The sequence below is a fragment of the Limimaricola cinnabarinus LL-001 genome (assembly GCF_000466965.1).
Classification (GTDB): domain Bacteria; phylum Pseudomonadota; class Alphaproteobacteria; order Rhodobacterales; family Rhodobacteraceae; genus Limimaricola; species Limimaricola cinnabarinus.
Genome location: NZ_BATB01000010.1, coordinates 25,045 through 41,897 on the forward strand (window position 1 = coordinate 25,045; position 16,853 = coordinate 41,897).

At 68.4% G+C, this 16,853-nt stretch carries 12 protein-coding genes and 2 pseudogenes; 9 read left to right on the plus strand and 5 right to left on the minus strand.

The genetic code is table 11. From position 1 onward, the window contains the following. Position 1 precedes the first annotated feature (1 nt). Together MBELCI_RS05825 and MBELCI_RS05830 are read right to left on the minus strand one after the other, a co-directional pair. Positions 2–1,852: a Y-family DNA polymerase gene (locus MBELCI_RS05825; RefSeq protein ID WP_021693233.1), complete on the minus strand. Its 1,851-nt coding sequence runs from the start codon at positions 1,850–1,852 to the stop codon at positions 2–4. 156 nt (positions 1,853–2,008) lie between these two features. Next, positions 2,009–2,641 (minus strand): error-prone repair protein ImuA, encoded by a 633-nt coding sequence (locus MBELCI_RS05830; RefSeq protein ID WP_021693234.1) that lies wholly within the window; start codon positions 2,639–2,641, stop codon positions 2,009–2,011. 233 nt (positions 2,642–2,874) lie between these two features. Here MBELCI_RS05830 and MBELCI_RS05835 point away from each other — a divergent pair, with 233 nt between their 5' ends. After that, a complete protein-coding gene (locus MBELCI_RS05835) occupies positions 2,875–4,200 on the plus strand; it encodes a cytochrome-c peroxidase (RefSeq protein WP_021693235.1) in 1,326 nt (441 codons plus the stop codon). A gap of 63 nt (positions 4,201–4,263) precedes the next feature. Here the strand turns inward: MBELCI_RS05835 and kynU are convergent, their stop codons facing one another. Continuing rightward, a complete protein-coding gene (gene kynU, locus MBELCI_RS05840; RefSeq protein ID WP_021693236.1) occupies positions 4,264–5,457 on the minus strand; it encodes a kynureninase in 1,194 nt (397 codons plus the stop codon). A 102-nt stretch (positions 5,458–5,559) separates the two neighbouring features. Between kynU and MBELCI_RS05845 the strand changes: the two genes are divergently transcribed. The 4 genes and pseudogenes from MBELCI_RS05845 to MBELCI_RS05860 all read left to right on the plus strand — a co-directional run bounded on the left by MBELCI_RS05845 (position 5,560) and on the right by MBELCI_RS05860 (position 10,176). Continuing rightward, positions 5,560–6,006: a methyltransferase family protein gene (locus tag MBELCI_RS05845; protein ID WP_021693237.1), complete on the plus strand. Its 447-nt coding sequence runs from the start codon at positions 5,560–5,562 to the stop codon at positions 6,004–6,006. 104 nt (positions 6,007–6,110) lie between these two features. After that, a pseudogene (locus MBELCI_RS05850) lies at positions 6,111–7,681 on the plus strand (Re/Si-specific NAD(P)(+) transhydrogenase subunit alpha). Positions 7,682–7,693: 12 nt separating this feature from the next. After that, on the plus strand, positions 7,694–9,193 hold the full coding sequence (locus MBELCI_RS05855; RefSeq protein ID WP_021693239.1) for an NAD(P)(+) transhydrogenase (Re/Si-specific) subunit beta: 1,500 nt from the start codon (positions 7,694–7,696) through the stop codon (positions 9,191–9,193). Between the two features lie 83 nt (positions 9,194–9,276). Further along, complete coding sequence (locus MBELCI_RS05860; protein WP_021693240.1) at positions 9,277–10,176, plus strand: DMT family transporter; 900 nt, start codon at positions 9,277–9,279, stop codon at positions 10,174–10,176. 1 nt (position 10,177) lies between these two features. On the opposite strand, the gene MBELCI_RS05865 is transcribed toward MBELCI_RS05860, so the two are convergent. After that, positions 10,178–10,726 carry a pseudouridine synthase gene (locus tag MBELCI_RS05865; RefSeq protein ID WP_021693241.1) on the minus strand — a complete coding sequence of 183 codons (549 nt, stop codon included), beginning with the start codon at positions 10,724–10,726 and terminating at the stop codon, positions 10,178–10,180. Positions 10,727–11,012: 286 nt separating this feature from the next. On the opposite strand from MBELCI_RS05865, the pseudogene MBELCI_RS05870 reads away from it, so the two are divergent. Next, a pseudogene (locus tag MBELCI_RS05870) lies at positions 11,013–12,180 on the plus strand (type III PLP-dependent enzyme). 81 nt (positions 12,181–12,261) lie between these two features. Here the strand turns inward: MBELCI_RS05870 and MBELCI_RS05875 are convergent. Then, complete coding sequence (locus MBELCI_RS05875) at positions 12,262–13,266, minus strand: LLM class flavin-dependent oxidoreductase (RefSeq protein ID WP_021693243.1); 1,005 nt, start codon at positions 13,264–13,266, stop codon at positions 12,262–12,264. A 184-nt stretch (positions 13,267–13,450) separates the two neighbouring features. Between MBELCI_RS05875 and MBELCI_RS05880 the strand changes: the two genes are divergently transcribed. The 3 genes from MBELCI_RS05880 to MBELCI_RS05890 all read left to right on the plus strand — a co-directional run bounded on the left by MBELCI_RS05880 (position 13,451) and on the right by MBELCI_RS05890 (position 16,851). Then, positions 13,451–14,722 (plus strand): DUF3422 family protein, encoded by a 1,272-nt coding sequence (locus MBELCI_RS05880; protein ID WP_021693244.1) that lies wholly within the window; start codon positions 13,451–13,453, stop codon positions 14,720–14,722. Between the two features lie 72 nt (positions 14,723–14,794). Then, on the plus strand, positions 14,795–15,598 hold the full coding sequence (locus MBELCI_RS05885) for a hypothetical protein (RefSeq protein WP_021693245.1): 804 nt from the start codon (positions 14,795–14,797) through the stop codon (positions 15,596–15,598). A gap of 89 nt (positions 15,599–15,687) precedes the next feature. Further along, entirely contained in the window at positions 15,688–16,851 is a 1,164-nt protein-coding gene (locus MBELCI_RS05890) for a M20 aminoacylase family protein (RefSeq protein WP_021693246.1), read from the plus strand. Positions 16,852–16,853: the final 2 nt, after the last annotated feature.

Consider the following 16,853-nt stretch of genomic DNA (forward strand, 5'->3'; position numbering starts at 1 on the left):
GTCACGCAAAGGCGCCGTGGACGAACCAGCGCGGCTCGGCCCCGCGCCCGTCGCCCAAGAGCCCTTCGCGGTAGAGCCAGAACCGCCGCCCGGTGTGATCCTCGATGCGGAAGTAGTCGCGTAGCCGCGTGCCGGGCCTGTCGCGCCACCATTCGGGCGCGATCCGCTCGGGTCCGGCAAAGCGCGCGACGCGCAACCGCTGGCGGCGCCAGACGAATTGCGCGGGCGGGCCTTCGGGCACGGCATAGAGCACGCGCACCTCCTCTGGCGGCTCGAACAGCCGCAGGGGGCGATCGGGACGCGGCACGAAGCGGTGCGGCGTCACATGCAGCGCCGGAAGCCAGAGCACCTGACGCTCGGGGATATGGCTCGGCGCGGGCAGGGGGCGGGTCAGGGCGCGCACCCCGAAACGGGCCGAGAGCCGGTCGATCAGCCGCGCGAGATCGTCGGCGTCGTCGGCGGCGCCATCGAGGCGGCGCTGCCGGGTGGGCAGGGCCTCGGCCACCAAGGCAGCCAGTGTGATCAGGTCGAAACCGAAGCCCGGATCGAGCCCGTCGAGGCGCCCCTCGAAGAGCCGCACCATGTGCGCGGGATCGTGGGTCGGCTGCGATGTCGCGGCCTGCGCCTGCGCCACCTCTCCATCGATGCGGTAGAGCGCCAGCGCGAGGCGGCGCGCGCCGAAGCCCGCCGCCACCAACCCGGCACAAAGCTCCTCGGCCAAGGCCGGCAGATGCGGCACCGGGTCGATTACGGGTTCGGGCAGGCGGGCCTGCACGGCAAAGCGCGGCGGATCGTCGGGGCTGTCGATCGGTTCGGGTGTGCGGCCCGAAAGTTGATCGAGCCGCAAGAGAGGGTCGGCCTCGGGCAACCCCGCGCGAAACCGCCGCGCAAGCGAAAGGCGCGGCACGGCGCGCAGCGCGCCGATGGTCGAGAGGCCCAGCCTGTCGAGCGTCTGCACCGTCGCCGCGCCGAGCCGCAGGGCCGCGGCGGGCAGGGGATCGGTGTGCGCCGTCAACTCCTCGGGGCCACAGATCGCGGGCGCGAAGCGCGCCAGAGCCCAAGCCGCGCCGCGCGTCGGCGCGATGGCCATGCGGGTGGTGAGGCCAAGGCCTGCGAGCCGGGCTTCGATCTCCGCCCGCATCGCCGCTTCGCCGCCCCAAAGGTGGTCCGAGCCGGTGACATCCATGACCAGCGCGTCCGCCCCGTCCACCGCCGTCCACGGACACCAGCGCCGCGCCCAGAGCATCAGCCGGGCGAGCGCCGCCGCATCGGCGCGCGGATCGGCGAAACGGGTTTGCAGTTCGGGGCAGATCGCGCGCATGTCGACGACCCGAGCGCCGGGGGCGAGCCCCAGTGCCTGGGCGACGTCATTCACCGCGTGGATCACCGGGCCATGCGGCCCTTCGAGGGCCAGAGCCAGCGGCGTGCCCTCGGGCAGGACCTCGCCGCGATGCGCGGCCTGTGCCTGCCAGCGTTCGATGGCAAAGCGCGGCAGGTGCAGCGACAGGATGCGCCGGGCCACTGCCGCGTCGCCCGTCGCGTCGATGCCGCCGCCGGGCAACGCCGTCACCGCCGCACCGCGTACCTGCTCGTGCGGCGCACGAGACCCGGCCCGCCGGCTCGGGATGCCGACGGGGGTGAAGATCTCCTCGTGCACCGGTTGGTCGCTCGCGGACTTGTCGGGCGCGGGCGGTGCCGTGTCGATCCGCCCGGCTGCCGGGCCGCCCTGCACGGCCTGCCGCAAGGCCTCGGTCGCCTGTGCGAGCTGGCGCGGGTCGGCGGCGCGGGGCCGGGGCAGGGATGCCGAAGGCGCGGGAAAGGCGAGGACGGGCAGCTTGTCCCCGCCGCTCATCGTCGTCCGCCCGGGGCGAAAGGGCCGAGGCCCCCTTGGGGGCATGGCGGTGCCTCCGGCCGTTCCCCCCAAGGGACCCCTAGGGCCATATCCATGCGCTTGGTCTCACCGATCCTCGAAGACGCATGATGCGGCGCTGGCGACCGGGTACCCGGCTCAGGCCATGGCGCGCGCTGCCTCTGCCGCTTCCATGCCGACGGCGTGGCCGAAGACCAGATCCTTGCCCTGCGGGTCATGGCCGGCCACCCAACGCCCCGGCGCGCGCCAGCGCGCGCGAAACAGCTCGGCGCTCCATAGCGGGGCACCCGGCGCGCGGGTGTCGTCCGGCATGGGGCGCGCAGGCAGCGCCCCCAGACGCCATCTTTCGCGCGCGGCGCTCAGCTCGGGCAATGCGCCGCGACGAATGAGCCATGCGGGCACAGCATGCGCCTCCGAGCGTAGCGCCAGACGCTTGGTCGCGGTGAAATCGACCGCCGGTGCCGTGCCCCAAACCTCGCCGATCACCCCGCCAAGGCCCGGACACCCCAAGCCCTGTTCCATGGCCCAGAGCACGTCGATGGCGCGCGAGACCTGAAGATGCAGGACCTCGCAGGTCCCGAGACCGGGCGGAAAGGGCCGCCCCGCCTCGCGCAGCGACAGCCGATCCTGTATCCACAACACCGGCCCCTTGGCGGCCTCGAGATGCGCCAGCGCGAAGGCGGGAGCTGCGGCATCGACCGCCGTCTCTGGAAATATCTCCGACAGGGTGGGCTGGCGCAGCGTTGCGGGGCGGCGCGACAGTGTTTCCACAGATGTGGCAGGAACGGCAGGGCATGAAGCGGGGGGCGACCACGTCACGGGTTCTCTCTACAAATCAATGTTCTTACTTTGTTCTAGTGCGCGTTCCTGCCTGCGTCAAATGCTGTCTGCGTCATTGCGCCGCGTCCGCGCTTTGTGATGCCTCTGCGCCGCCTGAAACGTGGGGACGCCATTGCGCGGCCTGCGGCGCTGCGGCAACTTCGCCCGCGGGAGAGGGAGACTTCATGAGACAGATGACAACGCGTCTTGCTGCGCTGACGGCCTTGTTCTGGACCGGCGCGGCCCTCGCGCAGGAGCTGCCCGCGCCGCTCGACGACGCCGCATGGCCCGCAGTGAACCAGGATGAGGCGGCGCTGGGGCGGTTGCTCTTCTACGACCCGATCCTGTCAGGCAACCGCGAGGTGTCCTGCGCCACCTGTCATCACCCGGCCTTCGGCACCTCGGACGGGCTGTCGCTGCCCTTGGGCGACGGCGGGCACGGCATCGGGCCCGCCCGCGCGATCGACCTCGAAAACCCGCCAGAGCAGCGGGTGCCGCGCAACAGTCAGGCGCTGTGGAATGTCGGTGCGCGGGACTACGTCTCGATGTTTCACGATGGCCGGGTCGAACTGGACCCTTCGGCCCCGGGCGGCATGCGCACGCCGCTCGATGCGGACATGGTCGAGGGATTCGCCTCGATGCTGTCGGCGCAGACTATGTTTCCAGTGCTGAGCCCCGACGAGATGGCCGGGCATTACAGCGAGAACGAGGTGGCGCAGGCGGTGCGGCAGGGACGGCTCACCGGGAAGGGCGGAGCGTGGGATCTGATCGCGCGGCGCGTGGCGGCACATCCGGATTATGCCAGGCGCTTCGACGCGGTCTACGGCCTTGCGCCCGACGAGATCGGCTTCACGGACATCTCCGACGCCATTGCCGCCTTCATCACCTTCGAGTTCCGCTCCGACACCAGCCCCTTCGACGCACGGCTGCGCGAGGGGGTGCCGCTGCCGCCCGAGGCCGAGGCGGGGCTCGCGCTGTTCTACGGCCCGGCAGGCTGCGCCGAGTGTCATGCGGGTCCGTTCCAGACCGATCACGGCTTTCACGCGATGGGCGCGCCGCAGGTCGGTCCGGGCAAGGGCGCGCGGTTCGAGACCCATGCGCGCGACGAGGGGCGGTTCCGGGTGACGGGCCGGGCCGGGGATCTCTACGCCTTTCGCACGCCGAGCTTGCGCAACGTGGCCCTGACGGCCCCTTACGGCCATGCCGGGAGCCACGCGACGCTGCGCGGTTTCGTGGCCGATCATGCCGATCCGGTGACCGCGCTGGGCCGCTATGACCGGGCGCAGGCGGTGCTGCTGCGCATGGAGGTGACAGATTGGCGCATCCTTGACGACAAGGCGGAACGCGAGGCGATCGCGGCAGCGGTGACGCGCCCTGCGGTGACGCTTGATGCAGGCGAGATCGACGCGCTGGTGGCATTTCTGGGCGCGCTGACCGATCCGGTGGCCACCGAGGGTCGGCTGGGCGTGCCAAAGGAGCTGCCCAGCGGCCTGCCGGTCGCGATGCCCTGATCCATCGCCGCTGCGATGCCGAACTCTCCGCCGGGGAGTATGCGCCTTCGCGGAGGGATGACCTCAGGTCATGGCGGCGCGGGCGTGGAATTCGGGGCGGTCCCAGGACCCGTTGCGCAGGATCGCGGCCAGCACCTCGACCGCCCGGTCGATGTCGTTCTCGTCGAGATAAAGCGGCGTGATGCCGAAACGCAGGATGTCGGGCGCGCGGAAATCGCCGATCACGTCTTGGGCGATCAGAGCCTGCATTACCGCATAGCCCTGTGGGTGGCGAAACGAGACCTGGCTGCCGCGCGCGGCATGATCGCGCGGGGTGGCGAGGGCGAGGTCGGGGCAGGCGGCCTCGACGCCCGCGATGAAACGGTCCGAGAGCGCCAGCGAGGCGGAGCGCAGATCGGCCATCTCGACCCCGTCCCAGATGTCGAGCGCCGCCTCCAGCGCCGCCATGGCCAGCACGGGGGGCGTGCCGACGCGCATCCGCGCGATCGCCGCGCCGGGACGGTAGCCCGGCTCGAAGGCGAAGGGATCGGCATGGCCGAGCCAGCCCGAGAGCGCCGGTTGCACCTGATTGATCAGGCGTGGGGCGACATGGATGAAGGCGGGCGCGCCGGGACCGCCATTGAGGAACTTGTAGGTGCAGCCCACTGCGAAATCAGTGTCGGCCGCGGCCACGTCGACATCGACCGCCCCCGCCGAATGGGCGAGATCCCAGATCGCCAGCGCGCCTACCTCGTGCGCTCGGGCGATGAGCGCGGGCATGTCGTGACGCCGTCCGGTGCGGTAGTCGACCTCGGTGATCATCATCACCGCGACATCCTCGTCGATCGCGGCCTCGACTTCTTCGGGGGCCACGGCGCGCAGCTCATGGCCGCGCCCGAGCTGCTCGATCAGTCCTTGGGCCATGTAGAGGTCCGACGGGAAGTTGCCGCTGTCGGTGAGGATCACGCGGCGGTCGGGGCGCAGCGCAAGCGAGGCGGCAAGCGCCTGATGCACCTTGATCGACAGCGTGTCGCCGAGCACGGTGCTGCCCTCGGGCGCGCCGATCAACCGGCCGATCCGGTCGCCGAGCTTGGCTGGCTGGTCCATCCATCCCGCCTTGTTCCAGCCGGTGATCAGCATCTCGCCCCATTCGCCGGTCATCGCGCGCGCCATGCGCGCAGGCGCGGCGGCGGGCAGGGGGCCAAGCGAGTTGCCGTCGAGATAGGTGACGTCCGGAGGCAGGTCGAACAGCGCCTTGGTGGCTTGGAAGTCGGTCATCTCGGCGCTCCTCCTCTTGTCGGCCCGAGAAGTTGTGGCAGCACGGCTGCACTGGTGCAACAGCGCGTGACAGCGCCCCGACGGCAGGGCAGAAGAGGCGGCATGTACTGGATCGATTTTCCCCCCGCCTGGACCGCTTACGGAGTGCTCTCCGCGTGGGGCCTGTCGCGGGTGGAGCCGGGCTGGCTCGGCTTCGGGCCGTATCACGTGGCGCTGGGCGCGGTCGTCATCGCGACGGGGCTCGGTCTGATGCTCTGGGCGAGCGTCACGATGCTGCGCCACCGTACGCAACTCATGCCGCGCCGCGACGCGGCGGCGCTGGTCACGACCGGGCCGTTCCGCATCTCGCGCAACCCGATCTATCTCGGCGACCTGTTGCTGCTGGCAGGCGGTGCGATGATCTTCGACGCGCCCTTGGCGCTCGTGCTGGTGCCGGTACTGGCCGCGATCCTGCAAAGCCGTTTCATCGAGCCTGAGGAAGCGATGCTGCGCAGGACTTTCGGTGCGGACTTCGAAAGCTGGGCCACGCGCACTCGCCGTTGGCTGTAGCCGAGGCATGACGCGGCGGCAGCAAAGTCTGCCGCTGCCCTTGTGCAACATTCTTTCCCCCGCTACTCCTCTCGCAACCGCAGAATGACCGGAGGGGACGGGGCGTGAGGATCGGGGCACCGAGGGAAATCCATGACGGCGAGGCACGGGTCGCGATGACCCCGGCTTCGGCGAAAGATCTGCAGAAACTGGGGCATGAGTGCCTGATCGAGGCCGGGGCCGGCGTGGCCGCGGGCTTTACCGACGCGGCCTATGAGGCGGCGGGGGTCACCGTCGTCGCGGATGCCGAGGCGCTGTGGCGCGAGGCCGAGATCGTCACCAAGGTGCGGCCGCCGCTCGACGAGGAAATGGCAAGACTGCGCGAGGGGCAGACGCTGATCTCGTTCTTCTATCCGGCCAGAACGCCGAAAGTTTGGGCCGTGCCAAGGATGCGGGCGCCACCGTCGTCGCGATGGACATGGTGCCGCGCATCTCCCGCGCGCAGAAGATGGACGCGCTGTCATCGATGGCCAATATCGCAGGCTACCGCGCGGTGATCGAGGCGGGCTCCAACTTTGGCCGCTTCTTCACCGGCCAGGTAACCGCCGCCGGCAAGGTACCGCCCGCCCGCGTGCTGGTGATCGGCGCGGGCGTCGCCGGCCTCGCCGCGATCGGCACCGCGACCTCGCTGGGCGCGGTGACGCTGGCTTTCGACGTGCGCCCCGAAGTGGCCGAACAGATCGAGAGCATGGGCGCCGAGTTCGTCTATCTTGATTTCGAGGACACGCAGGACAGCTCCGCGACGGGGGGCTACGCCGCCCCCTCCAGCCCCGAATTCCGTGAAAAGCAGCTTGCCAAGTTCCGCGAGCTCGCCCCGAATGTCGACATCGTCATCTCGACCGCGCTGATCCCGGGCCGCGACGCGCCGGTCTTGTGGACGGCTGACATGGTCGAGGCGATGAAGCCCGGCTCGGTGATCGTGGACCTCGCCGCCGAGCGCGGCGGCAACTGCGAGCTCACCGTGCCCGAGGAGAAGTTCGTCACCGACAATGGCGTGACCATCGTCGGCTACACCGACTTCCCCAGCCGCATGGCGGCGCAGGCTTCGACGCTCTATGCCACCAACATCCGCCACATGCTGTCGGACCTGACCCCGGCCAAGGACGGCGTCGTCAACCACAACATGGAAGACGACGTGATCCGCGGCGCGACCGCGACGCATGGCGGCGAGATCACCTTCCCGCCGCCCAAGCCCAAGACCGCCGCCATCGCAGCCGCCCCCAAGAAGGACAAGCCGCGCGAGTTGACGGTCGAGGAAAAGCGCGCCAACGAGGTTACGGCCTTCAAGAAGCAGACCAAGGACCAGATCGGCCTGCTCGCGGGCGGGGCGCTTGTCATGCTGCTGATCGGTGCTGTCGCGCCCGAAAGCTTCATGAGCCACTTCATCGTCTTCGCGCTGGCCTGCTTCGTCGGCTTCCAGGTGATCTGGGGCGTGGCGCATTCGCTGCACACGCCGCTGATGGCTGTGACCAACGCGATCTCGGGGATCGTCATCCTCGGCGCGCTGCTTCAGATCGGCTCGGGCAACTGGCTGGTGGTGTTTTTGTCGTTCATCGCGGTGCTGATCGCCTCGATCAACATCGTCGGCGGTTTTCTGGTCACGCGCCGGATGCTCGCCATGTTCCGCAAGTCGTAAGGGGGCCGGATCATGAGCATCGGCATCGTCTCGGCCGCCTATATCGTCGCGGCCATTCTCTTCATTCTCTCGCTCGGGGGGCTGTCGAACCAGGAAAGCGCCAAGCGTGCGGTCTGGTACGGCATCGCGGGCATGGCGGTGGCGGTCTTCGTCACCGTGTTCGGCCCCGGCGTCCACAACCTCTTTCTGATCCTGATCGCCATCGCGGCGGGCGGCTTTGCGGGCTGGATGGTCGCGGGCCGGGTGCAGATGACGGAAATGCCGCAGCTTGTCGCGGCACTCCACAGCTTCGTCGGTCTGGCCGCGGTTTTCATCGGCCTCAACGCCGACATCATGCTGCACGATATCAACACGCTTCTGGCGATCAACGGCCTCGATCGCGCGGCGCTGGCGCTGCTCGATCCGAACGAGCTTCTGGAAGCGGGGGGCGGCTTCTTCGGCGACCTCACCGGCTTCGGCAAAAAGCTGGCGCTGAAGGATGCGACCGAGATCGGCATCCTCAAGGTCGAGGTGTTCTTGGGCATCTTCATCGGTGCCGTGACCTTCACCGGTTCGGTCGTGGCTTTCGGCAAGCTCGCCGGCAAGGTCGACGGCAAGCCCAAGAAACTGCCGGGCGGCCACATGCTCAACGCCGCGGCGCTGGCGCTGTGCCTCGCCCTGGGGCTTCTCTACCTCACGGGCGCGGGCATCTGGACCATGGTGCTGGTGACGCTCATCGCGGGCTTCATCGGCTGGCACCTGATCATGGGCATCGGCGGCGCCGACATGCCGGTGGTGGTGTCGATGCTCAACTCCTATTCGGGCTGGGCCGCGGCGGCGATCGGCTTTACGCTGGGCAACGACCTGTTGATCGTCACCGGCGCGCTGGTCGGTTCCTCGGGCGCGATCCTCAGCTACATCATGTGCAAGGCCATGAACCGCCGGTTCGTCTCCGTGATCCTGGGCGGCTTCGGCGGCACGTCGGGCCCGGCAATGGAGGTCGAGGGCGAACAGATCGCGATCGATTCCGACGGCGTGGCCCAAGCGCTCGAAGATGCCGACAGCGTGGTGATCATCCCCGGCTATGGCATGGCGGTGGCGCAGGCGCAGCAGTCGGTCTCGGAACTGACCCGCCGCCTGCGTGCGCAGGGCAAGACCGTGCGTTTCGCGATCCACCCGGTCGCGGGGCGTCTGCCCGGCCACATGAACGTGCTGCTGGCCGAGGCCCGCGTGCCCTACGACATCGTCATGGAGATGGACGAGATCAACGACGACTTCCCGCAGACGGACGTCGCCATCGTCATCGGCTCGAACGACATCGTGAACCCGGCGGCGCAGGACGACCCCAACTCGCCCATCGCCGGGATGCCGGTTCTGGAAGTCTGGAAGGCCAAGCAGGTCTTCGTGTCCAAGCGCGGCCAGGGCACCGGATATTCCGGCATCGAGAACCCGCTCTTCTTCAAGGACAACACCCGCATGTTCTATGGCGACGCCAAGAAGTCGCTCGACGAGCTGCTCACCAAGATCGCCTGATCCAGGTCACATCGAAGAAAGGCCCCGCCCTGTGCGGGGCCTTTCGCGTTGTAGCGGGTCCCCATCCGGGGAATGATCGCGTCATGGCTGAACATTCCCCCCTGAACGGCATCGGCCTGCGCCTGCTGGCCGCGTTTCTCGTCACCGCGATGTCGGCAATGGTGGCGGTAGCGACGCGCGAGGTGGGGCTGGGGCAGATCGTGTTCTGGCGCTCCGCCGTCGCCCTGATCCCGATCTGCGCCTACATGGCGCTCTGCCGCGAGTTTCCATCCGCCATCGCCACGCGCCGCCCCGGCCTGCACCTGACGCGCAGCCTGTTCGGGGCGCTGTCGATGGCGCTGTCCTTCGTCTCGCTCGCCTACCTGCCGGTCGCCAACGCGCAGGCGTTGGGCTATCTCGCGCCGGTCCTGACGCTGCCTCTGGCGGCACTTGTGCTGGGCGAGAGGATCGGGCCGGGCGTCTGGGTCGCGGCTGCTCTGGGCTTTGGGGGTGTTCTGGCGATGCTGGGATCGGCGCTTGAGGCACCGGGGCAGGGCGCGCTGATCGGGGTCGCGGCGGGCTTGGGCTATGCGGTGACGATGGCTTTCGTGCGGGTGCATATCAAGTCGATGACCGCGAGCGAGCGGCCTTCGACCATCGCCTTCTGGTTCGCGGCCGTCTCGGCGCTGGCCGGGCTGGCGACATGGCCCTTTGGCTGGGAGATGCCTTCGGCACAGATGCTGGGATGGCTGATCGGTGCGGGGCTGACCGGCGGGCTGGCGCATGTCGCGGCGACCGAGGCGGTGGCGCGCGCGCCTGTCGGCGTACTGGCACCGTTCGACTTTACCGGGCTGGTCTGGGCGTTGATGTTCGACGCGGTGCTGTTCGGCGTGATGCCCGACGGGCTGGGCATGCTGGGCGTGGCCGCGATCACCGGCGCGGCGGTGATGGTGACCTTGGCCACTTGGCGGCCAGGGGCCGGTTCGGCGCGCCGCGCAAAGTGAGCTAGGCTCCGATCTCGCGCCATTCCCCCGGCGCCAGCCCATCAAGCGCCCAGCCGCCGATGCGCCATCGCACCAGCCGCAGCGTCGGGAACCCGGCGGCGGCGGTCATGCGGCGGACCTGCCGGTTGCGCCCTTCGCGGATCGCAATCTCGATCCACCTGTCGGGAATCGACTTGCGCATCCGCACCGGCGGGTCGCGTTCCCATAATTCCGGCGTCTCGATCAGGCGCGCGCGGGCGGGTAGCGTCGGCCCGTCCTTGAGCGGCAGCCCCCGGCGCAGCGGTTCCAGATCGGCCTCGGTTGGTGCGCCCTCGACCTGCACGAGATAGGTCTTTTCCATCTTGTGTTTCGGGTCCGAGATCAGCGCCTGCAGCCGCCCGTCATCGGTGAGCAGCAACAGCCCCTCGCTGTCGCGGTCGAGACGCCCCGCGGGATAGACGCCGGGGCGGTCGATGAACCGAGACAGCGTCGCACGCGGCGAGGGGCTCTTGGCATCGGTGAACTGCGACAGCACGTTCATCGGCTTGTTGAACAAAACGAGACGCGGCATGGGGGTCCTTGGGCTAGTGCCAAAGCCCTATAGAACAAGGGGAAGGCGCATGCAAAACCGATCGCGAAAAAATCGGGCGCTATGCAAGATTACCCCTTGATCCGACTCGGGCTTTGCCCCAAATGCCCCCTCAAGACGCCAACGCACGCGCCTCTGGCCACGCCTGGACGCAAGTCTCCGATCCGGAGGCCTACGCACAGACCAGCACGCGTTTATGCAGCGACGGTAACGTCTCCCTTGGAACCGCCGGCCTCACGGGGCCCCCGTCTGTCTATCGGAGATGCACATGACTGCATATTACGCGGGCGCCAGCGCCCCCTCTTTCGCCGTCGCCAACCGCCTGGAGGCCTATGCCGCCACCGCCGAGTTCGACCGGCCGACTCTGGTCATCGACGTGGACCGCGTGGAAACCCAGTTCGAGGCGCTCAAGGCCGGTCTCGGTCGCGCCGACATCCATTATGCCGTGAAGGCAACCCGCATCCCGCGATCATCGAGCGCCTCGTGCGGCTCGGCTCGCATTTCGATGCGGCCTCGCGCGGTGAGATCGAGCTGTGCCTGTCCCAAGCGCGCGCCCTGAGCATGTCTCCTTCGGCAACACCATCAAGCGCGTCTCCGACATCGCCTTCGCCTACAATGCGGGCATCCGCATGTTCGCGGTCGATGCCGAGGAAGAGCTGGAGAAGATCGCCGAGCATGCTCCAGGCGCGCAGGTCTATGTCCGCCTGATCGTCGAGACCTCCTCGGCTGACTGGCCGCTGACCCGCAAGTTCGGCTGCGACCGCGACACCGCTCTGAAGCTGCTCGACCGCGCGACCGAACTGGGCCTCGAGCCGCTGGGCTTCTCGTTCCATGTCGGGTCGCAGACCCGTCACGCCGAAATGTGGGTCCCGGTGCTCGACGAGCTGTCGCGCATCTGGACCGCCGCGCAGGAGGCGGGCCACCGGCTGCAGCTTCTCAACATCGGCGGCGGTTTCCCGGCCTTCTACGGCGAGGAGATCCAGGCCCCGACCGATTACGCCGCCGCCGTGATGGAGCTGGTCGAGGCCCGTTTTCCGGGCGCCGAGCGGGTGATGGCCGAGCCGGGCCGCGGCATGGTCGCCGAAGCCGGCGTCATCGCCTGTGAAGTGATGCTCACCTCGCGCAAGTCGGACCGCGACATGCACCGCTGGGTCTATCTCTCGATCGGCCGCTTCTCGGGGCTGGCCGAAACCGAGGGCGAGGCGATCCGCTACCAGTTCGTGACCCCGCATGACGGCGAAGCCACCAGCCCGTGTATCCTTGCCGGTCCGTCCTGCGACAGTGCCGATGTGCTCTATGAAAAGCGGCCGATGAACCTGCCGCTCAACCTCAAATCCGGCGACCGGGTGCTGATCCGCAACACCGGGGCCTACACCTCGACCTATTCCTCGGTCTGCTTCAACGGCTTCCCGCCGCTGGATGTCGTGATCCTCTGAAGGATACCGGGCGGCCTCGCGCCGCCCGGCTGACGACCCCCGGGGCTGCATTCCCACACGAGGTCACCGCCCGTCATGGCTTCAGGTCATGGTGGGCGTTTTCATGTCCGACAGGATCTGCGCACCGATCTCGAAGCTGCGCTTGCGGGCCCCGGGCTCAAACATCATGCCGGTGAGCATCAGCTCGTCGGGCTGGTAGCGGTCGATCATCTCGCGCAACTGGCGGCGCACCGTGTCGGGGCTGCCGGTGGCCGAAACCGACAGCGCGGCTTCGGCGCCCGCGATGGCGGAGGCGGGCACGTGATCGGCGACATTCTCGACTGGGCGGGACAGGCGGCCCGGCGTGCCGGTGCGCAGACGTGCGAATGACAGGATCTGCGAAGAACGATGATACCGCGCCTCTTCGTCCGTGTCGGCGGCATGCAGCCCGGCCGCCATCATGAAATGGGGCTTGTCCAGCCGCTCCGAAGGGCGGAACCCCTCGCGATAGGCCTCGATGGCGGGCTCCAGCATCTGCGGCGCGAAATGCGAGGCGAAGGCATAGGGAAGGCCGAGATAGGCCGCAAGCTGCGCGCCGAAGGTCGAGGAGCCCAGAATCCAGACCGGCAGGTGCGATCCCATGCCGGGCACAGCTCGGACCGGGCCGCGCCCTTCGTCGTCATCGAGATAGCCCATCAGCTCCACCACATCCTGCGGGAAGGCGTCGGCCGACTGGTGGTAGCGCCTGAGCGCCTGCGCCGTCGCCCCGTCGGTGCCCGGCGCGCGCCCAAGCCCGAGATCGATCCGGCCGGGATGCAGCGCGTCGAGCGTGCCGAACTGTTCGGCCACGACCAGCGGCGCGTGATTGGGCAGCATGATGCCGCCCGCGCCCACGCGAATGGTCGAGGTGGCCTGTGCCACGTGCCCGATCACCACCGCGGTGGCGGCCGAAGCGATGCCGGGCATGTTGTGATGCTCGGCCAGCCAGTAGCGGTGATAGCCCAAGGCTTCGGCATGACGGGCAAGGTCGGCAGCATGGGCAAGCGCCTGTGCCGGGGTCTCGTCCTCGGTCACCGGGGCGAGATCGAGTAGGGAAAAGTTCTGCATGTCGTGCTCCTGCGTCGGCAACCGATATGGGGCGCAGGGATGCGAGCGAAAAGCACCCCTGCTGCACAACTTGGGCGCGGTATGCGAACGCATGCCCTAAAGCCCTGTGACTGCGACCTTTTCAGCGGTTTACAGGGGGGGCGCCGCCGGTCATCCTCCCGCGACGTCAGCCACCGGAGCCGCCATGACCCTTGCCGATCACCCGCTGCGCCAGGAACTAGCCAACGAGCTGCATGCACGGCCTTTCCCGAGCCTCGTGGCGCCGGGGCAGGCGGCGTTTTTGGCCATCGGTCCGACCGAGGGCGCGCCGCGTGATCTCGAGGCCGAGCGCGCGCATCTGCTGGCGCTGCTCGATTGGTTCGGCGCGGCGCATCCGCAACCCGGCGCGACGCATTGGTCGGGCCAGATCGGGCGGCACCGGCTGAAATGGGAGAGCCACACCGAGTTCTCCACCTACATGATCCTGAGCGACGGCCCCTCCGAGCCGCCCTTCCGCGAGGGGCTCGCCGGGTTTCCGGCCGACTGGCTCGCCGCCGCGCCGGGCCAGCGGCTGACCTCGGCGCTGATCCGGGTAGAGCTGGCGGCAGGCGAGGACGAGATCGCGCGGCGCGCGGAATCGTGGTTCGTGGCCGAAAGCATGGCCCTGAGCCGGGTGCTCGACGACCAGCTCATCGTCGCGGGCGATTTTCGCATCGATGCGGCGGGGCACATGCGCTTTGCCGTCTTTGCCCGTCCCGGCACCGGTGAGCGGCGGATCGGCCGGGTGGTGCAACGCCTGTGCGAGATCGAGACCTACAAGACCATGGCGATGCTGGGCCTCGCGCAGGCCCGCGCCATGGGGCCGCGCATCGGCGCGCTTGAATCCCGCCTATCGGATCTCGTCACCGAAATGGCCGCCGGGCCGGGCGATCCGGCTGCGACCCTCGCCGTGCTTCTGGAGGTGTCGGCGGAACTGGAGAAGCTGCGCGCTCAATCCGGCTTTCGCTCCGGCGCGACGCGGGCCTACGAGACGCTGGTGAACCAGCGCATCGGCGTGTTGCGCGAGGCGCGGTTCGGCGGACGGCAGACCTTCACGGAATTCATGATGCGACGCTTCGATCCGGCGATGCGGACGGTCGAATCGACCGACCGCCGGCTTGCCGCCATGTCCGAGCGCGCGGCGCGGGCGGGCGACCTGCTGCGCACCCGGGTTGATGTGGAGCGGTCGGCCCAGAATCAGGATCTGCTGTCATCGATGGATCGCCGCGCAGACGCGCAGCTTCGGCTGCAGCATACGGTCGAGGGGCTCAGCGTCGTGGCGATCAGCTATTATGCAGTGAGCCTTGCCACGTATCTGCTCGCGCCACTGGCCTATCCGATGGGCATCGACAAGACAGCCCTGACGGCGGCGCTGGTGCTGCCGGTGGTGGCGCTGGTCTGGCTGATGCTGCAACGCATTCGAAAGCGGCTGCACTAGGCCGCGCCGCCGGCGGCTGGTCGCCCGCCGCGCCACGCGCTAGACAGGCCGCGGATGCGAAAGGAACGGGCGATGATCAAGCAGGTGATCTGCATCAACTGGGGCACGAAATACGGCGCGCCCTTCATCAACCGGCTCTACGGCATGGTGGCGCGCAATATCACGCCGCCTTTCAGCTTCACCTGCTTCACCGACAACCGCGACGGCATCCGCCCTGAGGTGGATTGTCAGGACCTGCCGCCGATCGATGTGGAGATGCCGAAGAACTCCAAGGGCATCTGGCCCAAGTCGCGGCTCTGGGGGCCGAGGTTGGGAGATCTGACTGGGCCGGTGCTGTTCATGGATCTCGATCTGGTCGTCACCGGATCGCTCGACGACTTCTTCAGCCATGGCGATGCGGATGACGTGATCCTGTCGCGCAACCCCAACACGCCGCTTGAAAAGCTGGGCCAGACTTCGGTGTTCCGCTTCCCGGTGGGCAAGCTGGTGCCGCTGCAGGAGCGGTTCCGCGCCGATCCGCAGGGCATCGCCGACGAGTTCCGCTTCGAGCAGCGTTTCGTGACCCGCAACGCGCCGGGCGGAGCGAAGCTCTTTCCCAAGGCATGGGTCCGGCATTTCCGCATGCATTGCCGCAGGCCGTTTCCGCTCAACTACCTTGCCGCGCCAAAGCTGCCCGATGACGCCCGCATCGTGATCTTTCCGGGTGGGCTGCATCCGACCCATGCGATCGAGGGTCATTATCCGCCCTATGCACCCGAAAGCGCGGGCGCGCATCTGCGCGGGCTGTTCACAAACAACCGGCCGGACAAGCCGTTGCGCTATCTGCGCCATTACATCCGTCCCACGCCATGGGTGGAGGAGCACTGGCGTCCCTGACGGCGCGGCAGGCGGGCACCATCTTGCGCCCGGCCACGCATGGGCGCAGTCTCGCATCGCTGCCGAGATTCCGCTCCGAAGGACGCCCCATGCCGATCAAGAACCGTTTCGCCGAACTCCTCCCCGAGATCACCGAGTGGCGGCGCGACCTGCACGAGAATCCCGAGATCCTCTACGACACGCACCGTACCTCCGGTGTCGTGGCCGAAAAGCTGCGCGCCTTCGGTTGCGACGATGTGGTCGAGGGGCTGGGCCGCACCGGCGTGGTTGGCGTGATCCGTGGCAAACAGACCGCCTCGGGCAAGGTGATCGGCCTGCGCGCGGATATGGACGCGCTGCCGATCCATGAACAGACCGGCAAGCCCTATGCCTCCAAGACCTCCGGCGCGATGCATGCCTGCGGCCATGACGGCCACACCGCGATGCTGCTAGGGGCGGTGAAATATCTTTCCGAGACGCGTAATTTCGATGGCACGGTCGTCGTGATCTTCCAGCCCGCCGAGGAGGGCGGCGGAGGTGGCCGCGAGATGTGCGAAGACGGGCTGATGGAGCGCTTCGGCATCCAGGAGGTCTATGGCATGCACAACTGGCCCGGCATTCCGTTGGGGCAGTTCGCGATCCGGCCCGGCGCGTTCTTCGCCTCGACCGACCAGTTCGAGATCACCGTCGAAGGCCGTGGCGGCCACGCGGCCAAACCGCATGAGACGGTGGATTCCACGCTGGTCGCGTCGCATGTCGTTCTCGCCCTGCAGTCGATCGCCAGTCGCAACGCCGACCCGACCGAGCAGATCGTGGTCTCCGTCACCTCCTTCGAGACCTCGTCCAAAGCCTTCAACGTGATCGCCCAGCGGGTGCAGATGAAGGGCACCGTGCGCACCATGTCGCCGGAACTGCGCAAGCTCGGGCAGGAGCGGCTGACCGCCATCGCCGAGACCACGGCGCGGGCCTACGGCGCCGAGGCCAAGGTTAACTACATCAAGGGCTACCCGGTGATGATCAACCATGAGGCTGAGACAGATTTCGCGATACAAGTGGCGCGCGAGGTTTCGGGCGACTGCGCCGAGGCGCCGCTTGTCATGGGGGGAGAGGATTTCGCCTACATGCTCGAAGAACGCCCCGGTGCCTATATCCTCGTCGGCAACGGCGACACGGCTTCGGTGCACCATCCCGAGTACGACTTCTCCGACGACGCGATCCCGGCGGGCTGTTCGTGGTGGTCGGGCATCGTCGAGCGCCGGATGCCGGCGGCCTGACC